Source organism: Pseudomonas sp. P5_B2 (genome assembly GCF_056400445.1).
Genome location: NZ_JBFULH010001246.1, coordinates 1 through 806, shown reverse-complemented (window position 1 = coordinate 806; position 806 = coordinate 1). Strand labels below are relative to the sequence as shown.

Genomic DNA, 806 nt, shown 5'->3' with positions numbered 1-806 from the left:
CCAGGTGACGACCGTTGAGGATCATGGCCGGGACAGAGTTGATGCCGTGCTGGCGGTAAAACTCTTCAAGCTCACGCACTTCCTTCGCGTACGCTCCGGACGCCAACACCTCTTGTGCAGCCGCCGCGTCTAGCCCCGCTTCACTGGCCAGACGAACCAGTGTTTCGCGCTTGCTCAGGTTCTGACCGTCAGTGAAATAAGCGCGCAACAGAATTTTCTTCAGCTCGATCTGCCGCCCTTCCTGCAACGCCCACAACAGCAACCGGTGCGCATCAAACGTGTTGTAGAAGTGGGTACGCTTCTCCAGATCGAACGTGAAACCGATGGCCTCGCCGCGAGCGATCTGCATCGCTTTGCCGGCGGCGACTTCCTCGGCGGTGCGTCCATATTTGCGCATCAAGTGCTCGACGGCTTTTTCTCCGACTGCCGGCATGTCCGGGTTCAACTCGAAGGGTTTGTAGGTCAGCTCGACCGAGACTTCACCGGCCACATTCTCGATCGCCTGCTCCAGCGCCGTCGCGCCTAATGCGCACCACGGGCACACCACGTCGGAGACAAAGTCGATAGAGACGGACGCGGTCATGACTTGCCCTCCGCCTCAGCCAGTTGCTTGCGGTACTGGGTGGTGGTGATGCCGGCGTAACCCCAGTTATCAGTGTCGACTTCTTCGATCACGATGTGGGTCAGGTGCGGATCCTTGTTGAGGACGCGTTCCAGGGTTTCAGTGATTTCGGCGATCACCTGAGCTTTCTGCTCTGAGGTAACGCCATCGCGGGTGATGCGAACGCTGACAAAAGGCATTAGGG

Annotated in this window: 2 protein-coding genes; both read right to left on the bottom strand. The window is 58.8% G+C overall.

Annotation, left to right across the window (positions count from 1 at the left end; genetic code table 11):
- A partial coding sequence (locus tag AC1DRJ_RS30530; RefSeq protein WP_477805393.1) for a DsbA family oxidoreductase occupies nt 1-583 on the bottom strand: 583 nt, incomplete at its 3' end.
- The gene (locus AC1DRJ_RS30525; protein ID WP_150778859.1) at nt 580-801 is read right to left on the bottom strand and encodes a tautomerase family protein; all 222 of its coding nucleotides are present in this window, start codon (nt 799-801) and stop codon (nt 580-582) included. The genes AC1DRJ_RS30525 and AC1DRJ_RS30530, both read right to left, overlap by 4 nt.
- Nucleotides 802-806 lie beyond the last annotated feature (5 nt).

Excerpts from the sequence above, each read along its gene's own strand:
- AC1DRJ_RS30525 (WP_150778859.1), bottom strand. The coding sequence starts at position 801 with ATGCCTTTTGTCAGCGTTCGCATCACCCGCGATGGCGTTACCTCAGAG.